This is a genomic window from Bdellovibrio sp. KM01 (assembly GCF_013752535.1).
Classification (GTDB): Bacteria; Bdellovibrionota; Bdellovibrionia; order Bdellovibrionales; family Bdellovibrionaceae; genus Bdellovibrio.
Map to the genome: position 1 here is coordinate 1,997,566 of NZ_CP058348.1, position 13,369 is coordinate 2,010,934.

Below are 13,369 nucleotides of genomic sequence, written 5' to 3' on the forward strand. Positions count from 1 at the left end.
CTTTCTTTGAGACAGAGGTATTTTAGATGAAAAAAGCGGTCGTAATCACAGGAGCTTCCAGCGGGATCGGTGCTGCCACAGCCATTCATTTTGGCAAGCAAGGGTATTTCGTCTATTTGATGGGTCGTAACAAAGACCGCCTGGCGGAAGTGGCCGTTCAATGTCGCAGTGGAGCCTCCTTGATGAGCTGCGATCTGACGGACCTTAGCGCCCTTAATAAACGTATTGGCGAGATCACCTCGACCACGATTCACAAAGTCGAAGTCTTGGTTAATAACGCTGGCATCTTTGATGTGCACTCAACAGAGCAAGGCACGGATGAGTTGTGGCAAAAAGAATTTGAAGTGAACTTGATGAGCGCTGTGCGCCTGACTCGCGCATTCTTCCCCTACTTTAAGCAACACGGTGGGGGATCTATCGTGAACGTCTCCTCATCCCTTGGTTTAAAACCCACAGCAGCGACATCGGCTTATTCTGCAATGAAAGCGGCGATGATCAATCTGACTCAAAGTAACTCCCTCGAAGGCGGTGCTTTTAATATTCGCGTAAACTGTGTGGCACCAGGAATTGTTGATACCCCTATTCATCAGTTCCATTCCTTGGAAGAAACAAAACGTAACGCCGCTATTGAACAAATGAATCCAATGCAACCTCTGGGGCGAATTGGAACAGCAGAAGAGATTGCTAAATCCATTTTCTTCCTGGGCAGCAATGAACATTCCAGCTGGACTACGGGTGCGGTCCTTGCGGTTGATGGTGGAATTACCAACACATGATTCTAACTTTAAAAAGCTCTTTTTCGAGCGCCCATCTTTATCACCAGCCACTATGGAGTTCAGAGGAAAACCTTAAGAACTTTGGCAGATGTTTCACTGAACACGGGCATGGTCACAACTATACACTTGAAGTAGGTTTTCATCTGACCGAAGACGAGCTTCAAGTAAAGCTTGAAGAGTATAAACAGCTTTTACAGAGTCTGACTTCAGTACTTGATCACGAACATTTGAATTTCGTGATTCCAGAATTTAAAACTAAAATCCCAACCACAGAGAATATCGCCCTGTATTTTATGGAAAAGCTGAAACAGCATTTGCCACAAAGCCAGATCGCCCATATTCGTCTGTACGAAATGAATGACCTTTGGACGGAGATCCAGCCATGAGTGAAGAAAAAGAAAAAGTACGTCTGTCCAAACTGATGGCTGAAAGAGGCATTTGTTCTCGTCGTGAAGCGGATGACTACATCTCCCGCGGCCTGGTCATGGTCAACGGTCAAGTCGTCGATCAATTGGGAACCAAGGTGGATCCTAATGTTAAAATCACTCTGGAAGCTCAAGCCTTAAAACAGCAGAAAAATCTGGTGACGATTCTTTTGAATAAACCAGTGGGATACGTTTCCGCACAACCAGAACCACAATATATTCCTGCGATTCGCCTGATCACCGATCAAAACCAGTTCGGCGAATCCAAGCTGCGCTTAAAGCCAGAGCACTTGAAAGGCATAGCCGTTGCGGGCCGCCTGGATATCGACTCTCAAGGGCTTTTACTGTTCACTCAAGACGGCCGTATCGCTAAGAAAATCATCAATGAAGAAACCAAGCTCGAAAAAGAGTATATCGTGCGCGTGCAGGGAAATTTGCCTGACGATAAATTGAAACTTTTGCGCCATGGTCTTTCTTTGGATGGTAAAGAGCTTAAACCAGCCATCGTCGAATGGATCAATGACGATCAGCTCCGGTTCATTCTGAAAGAGGGAAAAAAACGTCAAATCCGTCGTATGTGTGAGGCCGTGGGCTTAAAAGTTACGGGCTTAAAACGCGTTCGCATTGGGAACATCCGCCTGGGTAAACTTCCCGAGGGGAAATGGCGCTTTCTTGAAGCAGACGAGAGCCTTGATTAGGGCTAAAAAAGGGTGCCCTTTATGGGCATCGTAGACAGTTAAAACTCGGTCAATTCCACTATATACCCCACCGCCCTAGCATCTGGCTTGCATCATGTTTCCTCGTGGAGCACCCACAATAGGATGTAAGCTGGAATATGAAAACACTTCGTTTCATCAAGTATATTTTAGGACTCGGTATTGCGGGACTTTTTGTCTCTAACACTGCTTATGCAAAAACATTCTGTAGCATGACTTTGAATTCGAGCGACGAGATCAACACCTTTGCTTTAGCCCTTTCGAAACAGGGCTTCGACTTTGTAGAATTAGTTCCACAAAACAAAGATCCGCGCTGGTTTCAACAGGCCTGCGCGAGTGGTATTAAATGCGATGTTCTTCTGATCTCTGGCCATTTTGGTGGACTGTTTTTTGGCGAAGGCACATCCCAAACTATCGATATCGCGCAGATGGAAAAAGCCAGCTGTGATAATTCCTGCCCTGGCATTTTAAAGAACCCTAAAGAAGTTTTTTTGATGGGTTGCAATACCCTGGCAAGCCAAGCACGTGATCACCGTACAATCGATCAGTATCTGAATGTTTTATTGAACGACGGTATTCCTTTGGACTTTGCCGAGCAAGTTGTGGCTTCTCGTTATTCACAACAAGGATTCAGCCTTGAAAAGCGTTTTGCTTCGATCTTCCCGGACACTCCAAAGCTTTACGGCTTTTTCTCAACAGGTCCTTTGGGAAAAGACGCAGCTCCTATTTTAAATCGATATTTGAAAAACGTGGGTAACTACAACACTCACCTTGATACGATGTCTAATGCGCCAAACTCAGCGCTTTTAAATGCTTTTAAAGGTCAAGCTTTCCGTGAAACAATTCCTCAGAAGGCGGTTCCGCCAGAGGCTCGTGGACTTTACTGCGCACTTCGCTCGAATGATAAATCCGTGCAAAGTGCTGCTTTAACTCAAATCGCTCAGGAAAACAAAGTCACAACATATTTTGATTCCTTGGCAAGTCAGTTGTCTTATGGCGACAGCATCGCGGGTCAAATCGATCAGGCAACCAAGCAGATCATCAGCAAGTCTTTAGCAAAAATTAAAGCTAACAACGGTCAGCTAGTAACAATTCAACATGATGTGATGCAGGTGGCATCAAGCCTTGGCCTGATGGATCCAGTCACGCGTGATTTCCAAGTGCGTATGCTTTTAGATCAAGCCTATGATCAAAACATGAACTACGCAAAAGTCCGTCAAATCTGCGGCATCATCCGGGACGAGCCAGGATTTCAAAATATGACCTTCACCCGTCTGCAGGAACTTTCCAAGCGTTCGCCGTACTTCATGCTAACCCTAAGCTGTTATTCCGAAATCAACAGTGATACACGTGATTTCCTATTTAGTAAAATCGCATCGCCTGACAAGGAACATGAGAGAACGATCGCACTTTGGGTAATGAAACCTTTCTGGAATGAAGGCGATATGGATTTCTTGTCCATGGTATTAAAAACCGCTGATCCCTTACTGCGCACGCGCCTGTTTATCAGCGCGAAAAAGGTTTTAGCGCAGTATCGCTACTCACTTCTAAATGCCCCAGGCTTGCCTGCTTGTGTATTTAACGCTGAATCCAGAACGGATTACTCTTTGGGTAAGGAGTGGAGCTGCTTAAGCGAAAATCAGGCTCATCTCTCTCCAGATATCTGTGACTATTTTGCGGAACGCAATCCTGATCCAGAAAATGCGGATGATATGCGCTGGTACTGCTGGAGTAATAACAAACAAAGATTCTTAAACTCGCGCCCAGAATGTTATTTGCTGGCAGAAACCTTTAAGATCCGGGGCAACCAGATGAAGAACATCTGGAACTGCTCAAATCGCGATATTTACGGGTATTAGTACACCATGAACTGGCTGACGGAAACGGAAATGACTTTTCCTTTTTCCAATTTAACATGAATAACGGATGTGACATCAAACTTCACTCCGTTGATCTTTTTCTTATCCTCGAAATAATAAAGAATAAAGGCCTTGGCTTGCTTACTGGGCTCGCCAAGTTTTTTTACCACTTCTTTTTCTGACATCCCTAAAGTCAGGCCTGCGATCTTGGTTTTTTTAAAGCGTTTATCAACCGTTTCGCAGTCTTTCTTATGCTTATATTTGGAAGACTTTTGATATAAACCAATCGTCAGAATCTGATTGGACTCCCCGCCCATGTCTCCGGAGGAAAATTCCAGTGCGGTTTTGTCTGATCCAATCAGGCAAACCAACAAAACCAGATCCTCGCCTTCGCCGAACTCTTTGATTTTGGTTTTATATTTTTTTGCAACCGCATCCAGCGAAGAACTTTGGATGGTGTAACCACTGACGGTCAGCTGCTCTTTTTTAGGCTGACCTTTTTTAACCAGAACATCTTCGACGACGACTTTTTCGTCAATTTGCAGAGTCGCACGCTCCTGCTCCTTTGCGCTCACCGAAAGACTTAAAAATGTCATAATGAGCAAAGAAACCAGGGTTTTCACATATTCTCCGATTGAGAAATTGTACCGGGGTCTAGATACAAACACAAATCAGATATATCAAAATGAACCGATCGGCTTATAGTAGATCAGATCTTCGGGATTCACATATTTTGAAGCTATTTTTAGCAAGGTTCCATCGGCGCGGATCTGGCGAATGATCTCTCGGATCTTAGCTCGTTCAGCGTCAGTTAAACGTCTGCGAGCCAGATAGAAACCCGCATGATAAAGCCCACCCTTAGGATCTGGAATCGCACGGAACTGCTCCATCTTCTTTTCACGGGTGATAAAGTAATAGGTAAATGCCGGGGAGCTAAAAGTCGCTTGAATTCGACCTTCTAATAATGCGTTAAAGACACTTGTGGGGCCCGGAAACTCACGCAGGCGATGCCTCACCTCAAGCTCTGCTCTTTCCTGAGGTTGAATAAATAAGAAACCACCCGTGACATTGCCGAATACAATTTTTGGATTTTTCAACAAAGAAGCAACGTTGTCCTTTTCACTAAAATCTTTCTTATTCACAACCAAAGAACGCGGAAAACTGTACATCTCCACAAAGTCGGCCACCTTATCCATTTCCTTGTCTTGAGTCGACAAGGCATAGATATCAGACTTATTGCGCAGGAAATTTTCTTTGATCTTTAAATAGGGAGTAATCTGCTCGGTAGATTTACAACCCAAGCGACGAACAATCTCCAACAAGAGTTCATAAGCTGTGCCATTTTTCTTGTTATTCTTATCAACGAAAAATCCGGGAGCATCATCTTGAAAGGACAGTACATAGCGTTTCTCACAACTGCCCCCCACGGGAGTAAATCCATCCTGAGCCTGGGAGATTAAAGGCGTCAACACAACTAAAAGCAACGCGAATAACCTACTCAATGTGACTAATATCCTTTAGCGTAATGGGTTCATAGTATAGATAATCCGCTGGCGTCACATACTTCTTTTCAATATTCAAAAGAGTGCCATCTTGACGAACATTGCTGATAATCGCACGAATGCGCTCACGCTCTTCCTTTGAAAGTCTTTTTATCGAAAGATAAAATCCTAGGGATTGCCACTCGCCTTTTTCATCGGGAATAATTTTAAATTGATCCAATTTATTCTGACGTTTTAAATAATACGCAGTGAATGCCGGAGAACTGAAGGTCGCCTGAACCCGCCCCTCGGATAAAGCATTGAAAACTTCTTGAGGACCTGGAACTTCGCGCAGCCGACGCTCTTTGAACAATTGTTCTTTTTCAGACTCTTTAATAAAAAAGAGTCCACCGATAATTCCAGCAAAAATAATTTTAGGATTTTTTAAAATACTTTCGATTGAATCATTCACACCAAAGGAATCTTTGCGCACTACCAAAGAACGAGGCACGCGGTACATCTCCACAAACTCGCCGAAATTTTCCATCTTAGGCGACTTTGTAGTCAATCCAGTGATATCCACTCTGTGCCTGACAAAACCTTCCAGAATGGCAGAATAGGATCCCGGTTCTTCACTCACCTTACATCCCAAACGTCGACCGACTTCCATCAAAATATCATAGGAAGAGCCTTCTTTGATTCCTTTTTCGTTTTTATAAAAACCCGGGGCTGCATCCAAGAACGCCAAGACATAACGCTTTTCACAGGAGGAAGGCTCACGCAATTTGACTTGCGCATGCACAGGAAATGACAAGGCGAATGAAATCAAAAGACTCAACATAAGTACAAGACTATCTGGCCCTGTTCCGCTCTGTCAAAATGTGTTAAAGATCGGGCCAGGCCAAAGACATGAGTTGAGTGGGTTTATAGAATTTTAAATCAAGAGGGTCATTGTATTTGCGCTGAATTTTTTGAAGCGTACCGTCCTCACGAATTTTACTGATTAACTTTTTAAGACGTTCCCTTTCTTTCTCTGAAAGACGTTTGTGAGACAAATAAAACCCAACAGAAGTCCAGCTCCCTGAATCATCGGAAAGTACTTCAAAATTTTCACGTTGCTTGGAACGACTCAGATAATAGTGAGTATAGATCGGGACTGTTAACGTCGCCTGCACCCGACCGGCAATCAAAGCACTAAAAATATCTGCTGGAGTCGGTACCTCTCGCAGACGGGAGCTTTGACGAAGGCGCTGAATCTCTTCATTGGTAAAAAAGTATCGGCCCGATATCAAACCACCAAAGGACACACTGTGATCATTCAAAACTGCCTCAAAGGACGGGTTTGCTTTAAGCACTTTTTTGTTCACAACCAAAGAACGGGGAAACTTAAGCATCTCCACAAACTCCCCGTATTTGTCCATGGTTGCATCCGGAACAGCAAATCCAAAAACATCGGAACGATTGTGAATGAAGTTTTCACGAGCCGCAGAATAGGATGCTGGCTCCTCAGTGTACTTACATCCCACTCGTCGCATCAGCTCAACTACGACTTCATAGGCAGAACCGCTTTTTATTCCTTTTTCGACTATATAAGCTGGGGGAGTCCCTAGAAAAGTAACAACGTAACGTCGCTCACAACTGGGCGTGGAACGCGCAAAGAACTTTTGCGCCTGAGCTGTTGATGAAAGCAAGAAAATCGCAAACCACAACTTCAACATGACCGTATGATAGAAAGGCTTCAGAAAAAAGTCATGGATTCAAAAGGAACTTTGTCTATAACCAGTTTTTGGAAAAGTCGATTAGCGCTGAGATAATGAGGAAAGCGGATTGATAAAGTCCAGGCGAAGATTCTCATAGTACTGAATTTCTTCATCTGTGAAACCGGCCTTTCCGCGCAGGATGCGGTTGATCGGCTCTACACGTTTTGGCAGACGATAGCGAAGTTCATCCATGCGTTTTGGGAAGTCTTCGTTCGGATTGATTTTATTTTGCAGGCAAATCTCACGGTACCAACGAGATCCAAAATCCACGTGCCCGATTTCTTCGAAATTAATTTGCTTCACGATTTTTTGAATCGTCTCTTTTCCAGAAGTTCCTTCCAAGCGACGAATCAAAGTGTCGCCCGCATCCAGCCCACTACCTTCCAAATAACGGTGCACAATCAAAATACGATCAAGCAACGTGTCTTCAGGAGCGACGGCATACCAAAGAGCCGCATGCACAGGCCAGTCTCCCCATTTGAATCCCAGGGATTCAATCGCTTCCAAACACATGCGCAGATGTTGAGCTTCAGATACTGTGACGGCGACCAGCTCTTCTTTGAAGCCTTCAGGAGCATCCGGGAATTCAGACAGAGTCCTCACCCCTAATTCCATCGCTTGAAGTTCAATGCTGGCCAAATCATGAAGCATGCGAGCCTGCCCCTCGATCGTTGAGAATCCTTTTTTCGGCGGGTGATATTTTGGATGCAGCAAGTCAATATCACGGTTTGGGTCTTTGGGAGCCAAATGAGGGGTTTTAAGCTTAAAAGCTTCCTCACAAGACTTCTCAATTTCATTAATTTTGGCCCAAACATCGGCAATTTCGAACGTCAACATAGGAAGCGTTTTACATGCAGCTCCCTCGCTTGCCAAATACTTCGTGATTTGGTGAAATTCCTCTCATGGGAAAATCATGGAAAACCGCAGGTAAAGTAGAGAAAGCCCAACAAAAGGGTCAAATATTCACAAAACTAGCGCGCGAGATTCAAGTCGCTGCGAAAGTTGGAGGCCCTGATCCGGCAGCGAATGCCCGTCTTCGTTTGGCGATTGATGCCGCTAAAAAAGTATCATGCCCGAACGATACGATTGATCGTGCGATCAAAAAAGGTGCTGGTCTTTTGGATGACGGTAAAGTTATCGAAGAGTTGATGTACGAAGGCTACGGCCCTCACGGTGTTGGTGTTATCGTAGAATGCCAAACAGACAACAAACACAGAACTGCTCCAGACATGCGCCACGCTTTCAAATCTCACGACGGCAATATGGGTGAAACAGGATCTGTGGCTTGGATGTTTGAGCACGTAGGTCTTTTGGAAGGTGTTAAAGCCGGGACTTTTGATCCAGACGAAGAAGCCATCGAAGCTGGTGCCAACGAAGTCGGCCCTGGTGAAGACGAAGGCTCCTACGAATTCTATACAGGCGCTACAGAGTTAGACGCTGTTCGTGACGCTTTGATCAAACGTGGCTGGAAAGTGACGAAATCAGAGTTGTCTTACAAAGCTAAAAACATCACGGAGCTTTCTGACGAACAAAGAAAAGACGTCGAAGAGTTCTTAAACTACCTAGACGACATGGACGACACTCACCGCGTTCACGCAACAATCTAAAGGCACGGACACACTTTCTCCATTCATAAATTAAAAAAAAGGCAGAATAATCAAATTCTGCCTTTTTTTATTCTACAGGCGATATTATGGAGAAAGTGTGTCCGTACCTTTTACAATCAAATTCTGCCTTTTTTTTTATTCTACAGGCGATATTATGGAGAAAGTGTGTCCGTACCTTTTACAGAAATAGTTAGTTTGAAAAACGAAATTCCTATTATGATACATCGGCTTTCAATTTATTTTGAAAGCGTATTCTGCAGTCGAGGAATTAACATTTTTTAATTCGAAACTCATCTCGGATTAATCCTTGTGCAGTAGCATTTTATTAACAAAGTTTTTAGGAGGATTTATGAAATCTCTAGTTATGGCTCTTGTTCTTATGGGTTCTGTTTCTGCATTCGCAAACGAAGGTCACGGCGGCAAAGATCATCCGTGCCAAAAAGTTAAAGCCGCTTGTGAAGCTGCGGGGTTTAAAAAAGGCGAACACGCGAATAAAAAAGGTCTTTGGAAAGACTGCGTAGATCCAGTGATGGAAGGCAAATCAGTAGCTGGCGTAACTGTCAGTGCCGCAGATGTTTCTGCCTGCAAAATCAAAAAAGAAGAACACAAAAAATAGTTCTCTCTTAAATTTGAAATAAAAAAGGCTGGATTCTCTCCAGCCTTTTTTATTTTTTCATCTTAAGCATGTAATCGAAAGCCGTCGCATAAAGCTTAATCTGCTTTAACATCGAGTGCAGACCATTGGCGCGGCTTGGGGAAAGATTTCCCTCAAAACCCAGAGCTCTTAAAAACTCTGGTGGCGTCATCAAGACTTCATTAGGAGTTGATCCTGAATAGACCTTCAACAACAGCGCTACAAGGCCTTTAACGATCAAAGCGTCGCTATCACCCACCAACAACATCTTGCCATCATCAGTAACCGAAGCATGCAACCACACTTGAGATTGGCAGCCCTTGACGATGTTTTGCTCGGTCTTTAAAGCTTCTGGCATTTCCGGCAGGGATTTACCCATCTCGATGATTTTTTTATAGCGATCTTCCCAATCCGTGAAAGCGGAAAAATCAGCGATAACTTGAGCCTGGCGTTCCTGGATAGTCGACATTATTCAATCACTTTCAATTCTGGGATGATTTCAAACAAGGTCTCTTCTAAAGACTGCCCCTGCTCCCCTAACATTTCGTGGAAGGCTTTTTTATCCAAGTTCGACACGATCTCAAAGCATTTTTTGTAAAAACCCTCGATATCGTCATGATAACCATTCCAAAGTTCTTTGAATTTCGCCTCAGGCATGCTCCAGGATTTTTTCTCAGCCGCCGTACCATCGGTACGATTGTGATAGTCCAAAAGAGTCATGGTCTGACGTGGCGAGAAATCCATCATCACCAGGGCTTCTTCTAAAAGTGCCAACTCCACATACCAAAGATAGTTATTCAGATGCTCCCAGAAATCGATTCCACGATCACCGTAAGAGCTTTTACAGAAGAACGTCGTGCAAACCACACCGCGGTTTCTCCACACGTTGCAGTTCGATTTTTCTTTATTGTAGTATGGGCATAACCAGTCTTCACGCTGACCGAAATCGCCTTCTTCCCGGTTATTAAAAGCGACTTGGTATTTTACCGGAGCCACCATCCCAATCGGCAAAGAGTATTCACGATTTGCGATTTTAGCGCGAAAGATGCGGTGAGCTTCAGTGGCATTTGGATCGCTCAACAAGGCGCCCACCATGAAGTTTGGAATAAACGGATGAAAAGTACAGCACTTCAGATCCTCGCGATAATGGATCGGACCCTTTTCGCGAGGGCGAGACATCGCGCAAGTATCACAAGTGGCCTTTTTTTCCTGAGGTTCAAAATTCAGGATCTCGCGAGGGAGAAGGTTTTGGTAAACTTGCGGAAGCTGGTACTTTAAAATCATTAATTATTGCAGCGTTTTTCGATCTTCGCTTTGAGATTATTCAGCAAAGGATAGTCTGAAGTTTCCTGATCCCAGGACCAGACAAAATCGCGGCATTCCACAAAATATGGGAAGGCCATGATGCCTCGCTTTGGTTTCCCCTTTTCTGCCACAATTCGAGGTACCAAGTAATCAACTAAAAGTTGGACGGAACTATTTTTCAAAAATCCTCGTCTCTTAAGCTCCAGGGCGACTTCCACGGGAGTCACGAAATACATCTGCCCCAGGTAAAGCGAAGAACCCTCACCACCGAATTTAGGGGTGTTATAGGCATCACGAATGAATTGATGAAAACGGATGTGTGGGTAACCCTCAGCGATGGTGTTATAGACCTTAGCATCAACTTCACCATTATCCCCCAGCAAGATCACATCGGTGGGATGGGTTTTATCGATAATTTGCACCAGGGTTCTAACCTTGTGCTCGTCCTTTGAATAAACAGTGCGAGGGAAATAGACCCCTGACGGGAATCCACCGCGCTCCAGGGCCGCTGTGTGCGTATTACCCATCAACCATTCTGGGGCACGGGAGACGTAAAACATACGAGCGCCCGTATCCTGAACGACGGCATTTAAGAGCTCACTCATCCCCATAAACAGGCTGTCTTTATCAAAAACGTATTTTGCGGAATCAGAAAGATCCTGCACATATTGCGGGCGAATCGTATCGTCGATATCACTTACCACGATCGTTTGCGCCGATGCCGCAAAACTAACAAACAACAAAACCAAGGATACTAAAAACCTTTTCATGAATCCCCCATGGACCCTGTCCAATCCCTCGACAGGGGTTGCACCATTCACGTCACCCGTCTCACAAGTAAACAGGCCCCTTGAACGGTTCAAATTGAGACCGATTAGATCAGCAATTTCATGGGGTTACAAAGGTCTTTTTGAGGTCCCTGCAAGATTCTTTGGCACACCCCGTGCTTTACCTAACAGTATCAGGTCACTTCAAAACTGAAGGACTTTAACCAAGGGGTTTTTATGAAAGCACTTTTGACTATCTTCGTACTCGCTTATTCTTGCAGTTCCTTTGCCTGGATCTCCAAAGATGCGGTTCAAAAGGAATATACGTTCAAATATAAGCTTTCTGGCCAATCTTTTGAGGTTAAAAAGCAAGCTGCTAGCTATGAAGACGCTTTCCAAGTTGCTGCTCAACAGTGCTTCAACCACTATAAAGGCGCTGGCAAAGTTTCTGAAGAACGCGGTTTGGACATTATCGACGTTTGCGCCAACCCACGCTCTTAATTCAACGCATCGAGGCAGGATTTCCTATTCCCCCGTACGAGGTCCTGCATTATACTGGCTCCTGTATTTATTGAAGGAGCAGCCTACATGGGTATCATGAAATCCGTACTTGAATTCCTAACTGGTAAAGACCCAGATATCTTCGACGAAAAGGGCAATGTGTCCCATAAGCTCCCTAAGAAAAAATGGGAAGCTTGGCACAACCGCACAAAAACTGATCCTCAATACAACTGGCGCAACCACACCGGGATCACAGGTGCTCCGAAGAAAAAATCAAATTAGTCACTTAAGACACCCACCCTCAAAGTGGGTGTTTTTCTTTTCCCATCTTGCAGGCCTCACCTATGACTCAATCTCACGCATCAAAAAAACTTTCTTCCACCACTGTTTGGATCATGGCAATCGCCACAGGTCTTAGTGTTGCCAATCTTTACTACAACCAACCGCTCCTGGCAGAGTTGCAAAAAGAATTCGGCGTCACAGTGAAAGAGGTCGGCATCATACCAACACTGACCCAAGTAGGCTATGCCTTGGGGATGTTATTCCTGGTTCCGATGGGCGACATGTTTGAAAGAAGAAAACTGATCGTCGTCACATCCCTAGCGGTGACTGCGGCATTGATCATGGCAGCGACTGCGCACAGTTTGTGGATCATGGTCATTGCAAGTTTGTTGATCGGTCTTTTCACGATGGTGCCTCAGTTGATCATTCCCTTTGCCGCACACTTGGCGAGCAATGAAAATCGCGGCAAGGTCATCGGCATTATCATGAGTGGACTGCTGATCGGAATATTATGTTCGCGCACGATCGCTGGATTCCTGGGAGATCTTTTCGGTTGGAGAACAGTATTTTATTCCGCCGCAGGATTGATGATTGTTTTGGCGAGCTGTCTTTGGTTTATCCTGCCCGCAAGCGAAGTGACTTATAAAGGATCTTACTTAGGATTAATTAAATCCATCGGTACATTAGTAAAAGAGGAACCCATCCTGCGCGAATCCGCAGTGGTAGGTGCGATGATCTTTGGTGTTTTCAGTTCTATCTGGGCCACTTTGATTTTCCTGTTATCTTCCCCACATTTTAACATGGGCGCAAAAGAAGTGGGTCTATTCGGACTATTGGGGGCCGCTGGTGCAATGGCAGCCCCAGTCGTCGGCAGAGTCGCGGATAAAAAGGGCCCGCGCACCGGTGTGGCGATTGGCTTAACTGTTTTAGCTTTGTCTGTTCTGATTCTGTGGGGATCTGGCGCGAGCCTGATTGGCTTGATCATTGGTATTTTCATTCTGGATTTCGGAATTCAGGCTGCACATATTTCAAATCAAACGCGTGTTTTTGCCTTACGCGAAGATGCTCGCAGTCGCTTGAACACAGTCTATATGTTTTCCTATTTCATGGGTGGCGCCCTGGGCTCCCTGGTGGCTTCGTTCGCTTGGAACACGGCTCAATGGAATGGCGTCTGCATGGTTCTGTCTGTTGGGACTGTTATCGCGGTGCTTGCGTTCTGGCTGGGTCGAAATGCAAAACCAGCCACGCACGGTTAA

General features: G+C 44.9%; 17 protein-coding genes. 9 read left to right on the forward strand and 8 right to left on the reverse strand.

Features of this window, described 5'->3' with window-relative positions:
• Positions 1-26 precede the first annotated feature (26 nt).
• The 4 genes from HW988_RS09765 to HW988_RS09780 all read left to right on the forward strand — a co-directional run bounded on the left by HW988_RS09765 (position 27) and on the right by HW988_RS09780 (position 3,776).
• On the forward strand, positions 27-776 hold the full coding sequence (locus tag HW988_RS09765) for an SDR family NAD(P)-dependent oxidoreductase (RefSeq protein WP_181604116.1): 750 nt from the start codon (positions 27-29) through the stop codon (positions 774-776).
• Positions 773-1,162 carry a 6-carboxytetrahydropterin synthase gene (locus HW988_RS09770; RefSeq protein ID WP_181604117.1) on the forward strand — a complete coding sequence of 130 codons (390 nt, stop codon included), beginning with the start codon at positions 773-775 and terminating at the stop codon, positions 1,160-1,162. Before HW988_RS09765 ends, HW988_RS09770 begins: the two co-directional genes overlap by 4 nt.
• The gene (locus HW988_RS09775) at positions 1,159-1,899 is read left to right on the forward strand and encodes a pseudouridine synthase (protein WP_181604118.1); all 741 of its coding nucleotides are present in this window, start codon (positions 1,159-1,161) and stop codon (positions 1,897-1,899) included. Before HW988_RS09770 ends, HW988_RS09775 begins: the two co-directional genes overlap by 4 nt.
• 137 nt (positions 1,900-2,036) lie before the next feature.
• Positions 2,037-3,776: a hypothetical protein gene (locus HW988_RS09780; RefSeq protein WP_181604119.1), complete on the forward strand. Its 1,740-nt coding sequence runs from the start codon at positions 2,037-2,039 to the stop codon at positions 3,774-3,776.
• Here the strand turns inward: HW988_RS09780 and HW988_RS09785 are convergent.
• The 5 genes from HW988_RS09785 to HW988_RS09805 form a co-directional block, all read right to left on the reverse strand.
• Positions 3,773-4,399 (reverse strand): hypothetical protein, encoded by a 627-nt coding sequence (locus HW988_RS09785; protein WP_181604120.1) that lies wholly within the window; start codon positions 4,397-4,399, stop codon positions 3,773-3,775. The genes HW988_RS09780 and HW988_RS09785 overlap by 4 nt on opposite strands.
• Before the next feature lie 57 nt (positions 4,400-4,456).
• Positions 4,457-5,278: an ABC transporter substrate-binding protein gene (locus HW988_RS09790; protein WP_181604121.1), complete on the reverse strand. Its 822-nt coding sequence runs from the start codon at positions 5,276-5,278 to the stop codon at positions 4,457-4,459.
• Positions 5,271-6,098 (reverse strand): ABC transporter substrate-binding protein, encoded by an 828-nt coding sequence (locus tag HW988_RS09795; protein WP_181604122.1) that lies wholly within the window; start codon positions 6,096-6,098, stop codon positions 5,271-5,273. The genes HW988_RS09790 and HW988_RS09795 overlap by 8 nt, the downstream gene beginning before the upstream one ends.
• Before the next feature lie 43 nt (positions 6,099-6,141).
• Entirely contained in the window at positions 6,142-6,975 is an 834-nt protein-coding gene (locus tag HW988_RS09800) for an ABC transporter substrate-binding protein (RefSeq protein ID WP_181604123.1), read from the reverse strand.
• 81 nt (positions 6,976-7,056) lie between these two features.
• Positions 7,057-7,854, reverse strand: coding sequence for a DUF455 family protein (locus HW988_RS09805; RefSeq protein ID WP_142700277.1), 798 nt, complete (start codon positions 7,852-7,854; stop codon positions 7,057-7,059).
• 65 nt (positions 7,855-7,919) lie between these two features.
• On the opposite strand from HW988_RS09805, the gene HW988_RS09810 reads away from it, so the two are divergent.
• Together HW988_RS09810 and HW988_RS09815 are read left to right on the forward strand one after the other, a co-directional pair.
• Positions 7,920-8,624, forward strand: a complete 705-nt coding sequence (locus tag HW988_RS09810) for a YebC/PmpR family DNA-binding transcriptional regulator (RefSeq protein ID WP_142700278.1) — start codon at positions 7,920-7,922, stop codon at positions 8,622-8,624.
• Positions 8,625-8,973: 349 nt separating this feature from the next.
• Positions 8,974-9,240 carry a hypothetical protein gene (locus HW988_RS09815; RefSeq protein WP_142700279.1) on the forward strand — a complete coding sequence of 89 codons (267 nt, stop codon included), beginning with the start codon at positions 8,974-8,976 and terminating at the stop codon, positions 9,238-9,240.
• A gap of 49 nt (positions 9,241-9,289) precedes the next feature.
• Here the strand turns inward: HW988_RS09815 and HW988_RS09820 are convergent, their stop codons facing one another.
• From HW988_RS09820 to HW988_RS09830, 3 genes are read right to left on the reverse strand one after another with little or no spacing between them, the layout of a single operon-like run.
• The gene (locus HW988_RS09820) at positions 9,290-9,727 is read right to left on the reverse strand and encodes a SufE family protein (RefSeq protein WP_181604124.1); all 438 of its coding nucleotides are present in this window, start codon (positions 9,725-9,727) and stop codon (positions 9,290-9,292) included.
• Positions 9,727-10,542, reverse strand: a complete 816-nt coding sequence (locus tag HW988_RS09825) for a hypothetical protein (protein WP_181604125.1) — start codon at positions 10,540-10,542, stop codon at positions 9,727-9,729. The genes HW988_RS09820 and HW988_RS09825 overlap by 1 nt, the downstream gene beginning before the upstream one ends.
• A complete protein-coding gene (locus tag HW988_RS09830) occupies positions 10,542-11,333 on the reverse strand; it encodes a phosphatase domain-containing protein (RefSeq protein WP_181604126.1) in 792 nt (263 codons plus the stop codon). Before HW988_RS09830 ends, HW988_RS09825 begins: the two co-directional genes overlap by 1 nt.
• 234 nt (positions 11,334-11,567) lie before the next feature.
• On the opposite strand from HW988_RS09830, the gene HW988_RS09835 reads away from it, so the two are divergent.
• The 3 genes from HW988_RS09835 (at position 11,568) to HW988_RS09845 (ending at position 13,369) form a co-directional block, all read left to right on the forward strand.
• Complete coding sequence (locus HW988_RS09835; protein WP_142700285.1) at positions 11,568-11,831, forward strand: hypothetical protein; 264 nt, start codon at positions 11,568-11,570, stop codon at positions 11,829-11,831.
• Between the two features lie 87 nt (positions 11,832-11,918).
• Positions 11,919-12,113: a hypothetical protein gene (locus HW988_RS09840; RefSeq protein WP_181604127.1), complete on the forward strand. Its 195-nt coding sequence runs from the start codon at positions 11,919-11,921 to the stop codon at positions 12,111-12,113.
• Positions 12,114-12,175: 62 nt separating this feature from the next.
• Positions 12,176-13,369, forward strand: coding sequence for an MFS transporter (locus HW988_RS09845; protein ID WP_181604128.1), 1,194 nt, complete (start codon positions 12,176-12,178; stop codon positions 13,367-13,369).

What these genes read in the sequence shown, in the direction of transcription:
- HW988_RS09775 (WP_181604118.1), top strand. Translation starts at nt 1,159, where the DNA reads ATGAGTGAAGAAAAAGAAAAAGTACGTCTGTCCAAACTGATGGCTGAA.
- HW988_RS09805 (WP_142700277.1), bottom strand. Translation starts at nt 7,854, where the DNA reads ATGTTGACGTTCGAAATTGCCGATGTTTGGGCCAAAATTAATGAAATT.
- HW988_RS09825 (WP_181604125.1), bottom strand. Translation starts at nt 10,542, where the DNA reads ATGATTTTAAAGTACCAGCTTCCGCAAGTTTACCAAAACCTTCTCCCT.
- HW988_RS09845 (WP_181604128.1), top strand. Translation starts at nt 12,176, where the DNA reads ATGACTCAATCTCACGCATCAAAAAAACTTTCTTCCACCACTGTTTGG.
- HW988_RS09780 (WP_181604119.1), top strand. Translation starts at nt 2,037, where the DNA reads ATGAAAACACTTCGTTTCATCAAGTATATTTTAGGACTCGGTATTGCG.
- HW988_RS09810 (WP_142700278.1), top strand. Translation starts at nt 7,920, where the DNA reads ATGGGAAAATCATGGAAAACCGCAGGTAAAGTAGAGAAAGCCCAACAA.
- HW988_RS09820 (WP_181604124.1), bottom strand. Translation starts at nt 9,727, where the DNA reads ATGTCGACTATCCAGGAACGCCAGGCTCAAGTTATCGCTGATTTTTCC.
- HW988_RS09835 (WP_142700285.1), top strand. Translation starts at nt 11,568, where the DNA reads ATGAAAGCACTTTTGACTATCTTCGTACTCGCTTATTCTTGCAGTTCC.
- HW988_RS09840 (WP_181604127.1), top strand. Translation starts at nt 11,919, where the DNA reads ATGGGTATCATGAAATCCGTACTTGAATTCCTAACTGGTAAAGACCCA.
- HW988_RS09770 (WP_181604117.1), top strand. Translation starts at nt 773, where the DNA reads ATGATTCTAACTTTAAAAAGCTCTTTTTCGAGCGCCCATCTTTATCAC.
- HW988_RS09795 (WP_181604122.1), bottom strand. Translation starts at nt 6,098, where the DNA reads ATGTTGAGTCTTTTGATTTCATTCGCCTTGTCATTTCCTGTGCATGCG.
- HW988_RS09830 (WP_181604126.1), bottom strand. Translation starts at nt 11,333, where the DNA reads ATGAAAAGGTTTTTAGTATCCTTGGTTTTGTTGTTTGTTAGTTTTGCG.
- HW988_RS09800 (WP_181604123.1), bottom strand. Translation starts at nt 6,975, where the DNA reads ATGTTGAAGTTGTGGTTTGCGATTTTCTTGCTTTCATCAACAGCTCAG.
- HW988_RS09815 (WP_142700279.1), top strand. Translation starts at nt 8,974, where the DNA reads ATGAAATCTCTAGTTATGGCTCTTGTTCTTATGGGTTCTGTTTCTGCA.
- HW988_RS09765 (WP_181604116.1), top strand. Translation starts at nt 27, where the DNA reads ATGAAAAAAGCGGTCGTAATCACAGGAGCTTCCAGCGGGATCGGTGCT.